The 6,067-nt window shown below is 40.9% G+C and carries 3 protein-coding genes and 1 pseudogene; 1 reads left to right on the top strand and 3 read right to left on the bottom strand.

Annotated elements, in window-relative coordinates; all coding sequences use genetic code 11:
- Positions 1–138: 138 nt before the first annotated feature.
- Both PLH43_RS05900 and PLH43_RS05895 read right to left on the bottom strand, forming a co-directional pair.
- A pseudogene (locus PLH43_RS05900) lies at positions 139–2,182 on the bottom strand (glycoside hydrolase family 11 protein).
- Between the two features lie 28 nt (positions 2,183–2,210).
- Positions 2,211–3,569 (bottom strand): glycoside hydrolase family 11 protein, encoded by a 1,359-nt coding sequence (locus PLH43_RS05895; RefSeq protein ID WP_324361077.1) that lies wholly within the window; start codon positions 3,567–3,569, stop codon positions 2,211–2,213.
- Between the two features lie 316 nt (positions 3,570–3,885).
- On the opposite strand from PLH43_RS05895, the gene sfsA reads away from it, so the two are divergent.
- Entirely contained in the window at positions 3,886–4,584 is a 699-nt protein-coding gene (sfsA, locus tag PLH43_RS05890; protein WP_324361075.1) for a DNA/RNA nuclease SfsA, read from the top strand.
- A gap of 243 nt (positions 4,585–4,827) precedes the next feature.
- Here sfsA and PLH43_RS05885 read toward each other — a convergent pair whose 3' ends face one another.
- Complete coding sequence (locus PLH43_RS05885) at positions 4,828–6,063, bottom strand: anti-sigma factor domain-containing protein (RefSeq protein WP_324361073.1); 1,236 nt, start codon at positions 6,061–6,063, stop codon at positions 4,828–4,830.
- Positions 6,064–6,067: the final 4 nt, after the last annotated feature.

The following is a 6,067-nucleotide window of genomic DNA, read 5'->3' as shown; positions in this document are numbered from 1 at the left end:
AATAGGTTTAAGAAATTTTATTTAGAACCGATACTTTTTGTGGGATAATCATTTTTTAATAAAAATAGTAAAATTAAAGTAAAATGAGGGGAGTAAAATTATTCCCCTCATTTTAACGGTCAAATATCTGAATTTTGCTTATGGTACAGAGTAATACATCTTTTTAACTGATGGATCTATTGGAACACCTTTTAATCTGAACAACTCGCTTAAGGTTACGAATTCGTAGCCCTGACTTTTTAGTGTTGGAATAATTATATCCAAAGCTTCCGGTGTAGGATGAGGTTCGGGTTGAACGTCGTGCAGCAGAATTATTGTGCCGTCTTTAACACCGTTTATAATTGCCGATGCCCTCTGCTGTGCAGTTGTGGACTGAACCCAGTCATTTGCCGTCAGACCGCTTACAAATACCAAGTCAACATTGTTGAATAATGTAGGACTTGTTTCAAGGTTCGGTGGACGGAAGAACTTAGGTGTCGTTCCTGCATATTTTTGGATGGCTGCATTTGTATCGGCAATAGATTTCCTTATATCCGCAGCACTCATGTTAGCCATGCCCGAATAACCCCATGAATGATTTCCTATCTCATGGCCCGAATTAACCATTCTCTTGATGGTGGCTGCTGTAGAATCGTTAACTCTTTGGCCAACCACCATGAATGTTGCTTTAACATTATATTTATCAAGCTTATCGAGAACCCTTGCCGTAAGCACATTGTCCGGACCGTCGTCAAAGGTAAGGGCCACAAGCTTTGCATTTGGATTAATTGTCGGTTGCGGCGGGCTGGTTGGTTGCGGTGGGTTGCTAGGTTTGTGTGCTGCTGCGTGGGAAAGATGTGATTATACCGAGAAGGTATCTGTGCAGAATCATAAGGTCAGTGGAATCAACCTTGCCGTCACCGTTTAAATCAGCATTGTCAAGAGCACTTCCCGAAAGTTTGTTTATATTGAGTATATGTCTTTTCAAAGCCGAATAATCTGTTGAGTTGACTTTGCCGTCTCCGTTTAAATCACCCAAAGCCAACGTCGGCTGTGACGTAGGAGTAGGTGAGGGACCTATACTCGCGGAATCAAATATGAAGTAGTCGATATTAACGGGACCTGAGAATACCAGGTACAGGTCTTTTATTCCTGTAGTATTTGTTATGCTGCAGGATTTTTCTTCATAATCGTTCCAACCGCCTGTAGAAGGCACTGTAAGGGTACCTATAAGAGTACCGGATGCGCTTCCAAGCCTCAACTCAATTTTGGTAGGTGTGTCCGCACCGGATGCAACCCGTGCTTTGAAAGAATTTGCACCGTTTCCAAAGTCTATTTGGTTAAATACCAGATAGTCGCCGCTTTCGATATAGCCTATACCGCTTCCTCCGCCGGAAGTACCTATAGTTTCAATGGTTGATGACTTAAGGGAATTGTACTCTTCAGCCTCAATCTTTGTAAAAGCACTTCTTGGAGTCGGTACAGGTGTGGGCTGAGGTGATGCGGGAGAACCGCCAACAGTGATTGTCATGCTGGTTACATCAGCTTTTCCGCTGCTTTGATATCCTTCTACAACCAAAGCAACCTCATACATTTTTCCCATCTTCATACCCATACGTTCCCAAGCCTTAAAGTGCTCGCTTACGGATATGGTTCCGCTTGTACGCTTTGATGTGCGCACGCTCCAGTACTGTTGGAAAGTAGTGTTATCCTTGATGGAAGGCTGATTTATTCTGGTGGTCTCGTATATATCGTATGTACCGCCATCAACGGTAATAGTACCCTTTGATGTTGCTCCTGGGGGTCTCCAGTTGCCCCAGCTCTCAATGATGTAATATTCTACGAGCGGGTCAGAAGTCCAGCCATATACTCCCAGGTATGAGTTTCCGTTTGGCTGGTAGTTGCAGGAATAGGTTACCGTTATGTTTCCGAGTTGCTGGTGTGTTTGCGTTTCGTTGTATTTGAAACCTTTACGGAATAATATATTGTTGATATTACTCCATTCACAACTAAACGCACCACCGTCTTTGAGAATCATGGTCCCGTTTCCTGAATCCTTCCAGTATTCGTAGTTGTACCCGCCGTGAGTACCCGTCTGGTTTGACGTGATAGTCACATCAGCTTGTACGTTTACCGGAAAAAGGATGAAGGAAATGGCAAAAGACATTAGAATCATGCAAGTTACCAGTAATTTTTGCTTCATTTTGCTCTCCCCTCCTCCATCTGGAATATTATCCAAGTTTAGTAATAACACCAAGAATATATCTGTGCAGCATCATAAGGTCAGTAGAATCAACCTTGCCGTCGCGGTTTACATCAGCATTGGCAAGAGCGCTTCCCGAAAGCTTGTTTATATTGAGTATATGTCTTTTCAAAGCCGAATAATCCGTTGAATTAACTCTGCCGTCTCCGTTTAAATCACCCAAAGAGGACGGTTGCTGTGACGTAGGAGTAGGTGAGGGACCTATACTCGCGGAATCAAATATGAAGTAGTCGATATTAACGGGACCTGAGAATACCAGGTACAGGTCTTTTATTCCTGTAGTATTTGTTATGCTGCAGGATTTTTCTTCATAATCGTTCCAACCGCCTGTAGAAGGCACTGTAAGGGTACCTATAAGAGTACCGGATGCGCTTCCAAGCCTCAACTCAATTTTGGTAGGTGTGTCCGCACCGGATGCAACCCGTGCTTTGAAAGAATTTGCACCGTTTCCAAAGTCTATTTGGTTAAATACCAGATAGTCGCCGCTTTCGATATAGCCTATACCGCTTCCTCCGCCGGAAGTACCTATAGTTTCAATGGTTGATGACTTAAGGGAATTGTACTCTTCAGCCTCAATCTTTGTAAAAGCACTTCTTGGAGTCGGTACAGGTGTGGGCTGAGGTGATGCGGGAGAACCGCCAACAGTGATTGTCATGCTGGTTACATCAGCTTTTCCGCTGCTTTGATATCCTTCTACAACCAAAGCAACCTCATACATTTTTCCCATCTTCATACCCATACGTTCCCAAGCCTTAAAGTGCTCGCTTACGGATATGGTTCCGCTTGTACGCTTTGATGTGCGCACGCTCCAGTACTGTTGGAAAGTAGTGTTATCCTTGATGGAAGGCTGATTTATTCTGGTGGTCTCGTATATATCGTATGTACCGCCATCAACGGTAATAGTACCCTTTGATGTTGCTCCTGGGGGTCTCCAGTTGCCCCAGCTCTCAATGATGTAATATTCTACGAGCGGGTCAGAAGTCCAGCCATATACTCCCAGGTATGAGTTTCCGTTTGGCTGGTAGTTGCAGGAATAGGTTACCGTTATGTTTCCGAGTTGCTGGTGTGTTTGCGTTTCGTTGTATTTGAAACCTTTACGGAATAATATATTGTTGATATTACTCCATTCACAACTAAACGCACCACCGTCTTTGAGAATCATGGTTCCATTTCCTGTGTCCTTCCAGTATTCGTAGTTATACCCGCCGTGAGTACCCGTCTGGTTTGACGTGATTGTCACATTAGCTTGCACGTTTACTGGAAACAGAACGAAGGAAATGGCGAAAGACATTAGAATCATGCAAGTTACCAGTAATTTTTGCTTCATTTTGCTCCCCCTTTTTTTTAAAATTTTTAAAATAATAATTTTTAATAAGCCAGTGTTAAATACACGGTATTATAGATTTTTTCTTTATGGCCATAAGAAAAAATCTATAAACCCATAACTTTATATTATTCATTCGCAAGAGCAGATCTTTTTAAGTCGCACGTTTGAAAATTTTTTTTAATAGTATTAAATTTACATAATAGAAATTTGATTATTGTGTTATGCTTATGTTTATTATGGGTAATTAATCCTATGTTACATTTGTTCTTTGCATTAAATAGCTATTTTTCGGAACTTAAATTAAAAGGAGTATAAGATGCGAATTGAAGGAGAGCTTGTAGAAGCAAAGTTTATTAAAAGGTTGAATCGGTTTGTAGCTTCTGTGGAAGTTGATGGAGTACAGGAATTGGCCCATGTTCCGAACACGGGAAGACTAAAAGAGCTCCTGGAAGAGGGAGCGTCTGTCATGGTTAGGAAATACGACGGGATGGAGAGAAAGACCCGCTTTGGGCTGATATTGGTGAGGAAAAACGGGATATGGGTATCCATTGACTCCGCCAATGCACCCAACAGAATAATGCATGAAGCACTAATTCAAGGGAAGTTTGAGAAATTCCGCGGTTATGGCGAAATACGCCGGGAAGTAACTTTACTAAACAGCCGCTTTGATTTTGGACTGTTTTCGGAAGGAAACGAATTCTATATTGAAGTTAAAGGTGTAACACTTGTGGAAAACAGACAGGGATTTTTCCCCGATGCTCCAACAAAAAGAGGTACCCGGCACCTTGAGGAGCTGGCAAAGATAAGCCTGAGCGGGAAAAAGGCAGGGGTTGTTTTTATTGTCCAGAGAGAGGATGCGGATGTTGTAAGGCCCAATGCCAGGACGGACAAGGATTTTGCCAACGCGTTAAAAGCAGCCGCAGAAGCCGGTGTTGACCTTATGGCTTATGTGTGCAAAGTTGATGCGGAGCAAAGGAGAATGGATATTGTTCGTGAAATACCGGTTGTTTTATAAAGTTCTTGGGATTAGTTTGTCAAATGTTTTTTACAATAATAGTATGCGTTGCAGTATTTTCGGCTGTTATTTGCTCGAACCATGGATAGGGCATAAATATAAAAAGCCTGCTTCTTGAACATTGTTTTTACAACTGTTGGCAAGAAGGAGGCTTTTGATTATAGTTTAAATTTACATAAAACTTTGATATTTAGAGTATTCACTTTTTCTTCGAATTTATCTTTTGTGTGGATTTTCGCATTTTTAGAGCTTATTGTCCGGTTTCGGGAGACTTTCCGGATTATCCTTTTGTGTTTCTTTTGGACCATCCTTAAGTCCAGCTTCAGGCATATTTTTGAGCTCATACTTCGGCTTTTCTTTCGGAGCATTCTTCGGTTCAATGTCAGGTTTACCTTCGAGCTTGTCTTTTGGCTTCTCTTCGGGTGTATGCTTCGGTTCAACCTCGGGTTTTACCTCAGCTTTATTCTTGGGTTCCTCCTTTTCACCATCTTTTGGCTTTGGAGCAGGCTTCTCTCCTAAAGAGTCTTTTGGCGCAACTGCGGGCTTTTCTTCAGGTTTGGCCTTTGGCTCGGGTTTCGGCTTTTCTTGTTGCCCATCTATTGGCTTAACTTCCGGTTTTGGATCTTTTTTCTCCTCAGAAATTGGTTTATCTTTTGGCGGTTCCTTTATTTTTGGCTCCTGGTCAGGATTTTTTGGTTCTGCTTTTTTCACATTATGCACAATGCCCGCATCGTCAATTTTGACCTGCTTTAAGGTCTCACCAATGCTCTTGGCCTTTATTTCTTCAATGTCGAAATCAATTCCTTGTTCTTTAGCTTTTTCATAGACAATGCTTCTACCTAAAGAAATTTTGTTTTTATCTGCCAGTTTTTTGTAGTCATAGGGAACCTCTACTACTTTTGAGTCGATGCCGCCGCTGACATTGTCTTCAACGACGCTTTTGCAAATATCGATTAATTTACTGAAATTTTCAGACTCATTGTTGGCGGGAGCAACGGATTTTTTTGAGTTTTGCTCTTTCAAACATGCCGATATCAAAATAGTTGATTCATTTAAATTTAATTTTTCTATTACTTTTTTTATTGCAAAATCAATAGATTTATTCTTAAAATCTAATTCATTCAATAGAGCATTTGCATCATCATTATAACAATTTACCTTGAGTATTTTGTTGTTTTTATCCAGCTCGAATTCTATGCTGGTGTCGGAATCTATAGCAACATAAGCATATGCTCCATAATTATAGAATAGATTAAAAGAAACAAACATAATTATAAATATTGCAGCGACTCCTGCAGCAATTCGGGAAGAAAAAACAAGCTTACTCTTTCTGTTTATAATTTCGTTTTTATTGAATGATATTTCCAAGCCTTCGTACATGCCCGGCTGTCTCATTATTGAAACAATTCTGCAATCATTGGTCATAATGATTGCCAAATTATTTTTAAGCTTTATAATAGTGCCCTTTTGCTTTACCATAATA

Source organism: Acetivibrio sp. (assembly GCF_035371925.1).
Classification (GTDB): domain Bacteria; phylum Bacillota; class Clostridia; order Acetivibrionales; family Acetivibrionaceae; genus Hungateiclostridium.
The sequence above is the reverse complement of the archived record's forward strand: the minus strand, read 5'-3'. Positions and strand labels throughout refer to the sequence as shown.

Coding starts and splice junctions, on each gene's coding strand:
- sfsA (WP_324361075.1), top strand. CDS start 3,886: ATGCGAATTGAAGGAGAGCTTGTAGAAGCAAAGTTTATTAAAAGGTTG.
- PLH43_RS05895 (WP_324361077.1), bottom strand. CDS start 3,569: ATGAAGCAAAAATTACTGGTAACTTGCATGATTCTAATGTCTTTCGCC.
- PLH43_RS05885 (WP_324361073.1), bottom strand. CDS start 6,063: ATGGTAAAGCAAAAGGGCACTATTATAAAGCTTAAAAATAATTTGGCA.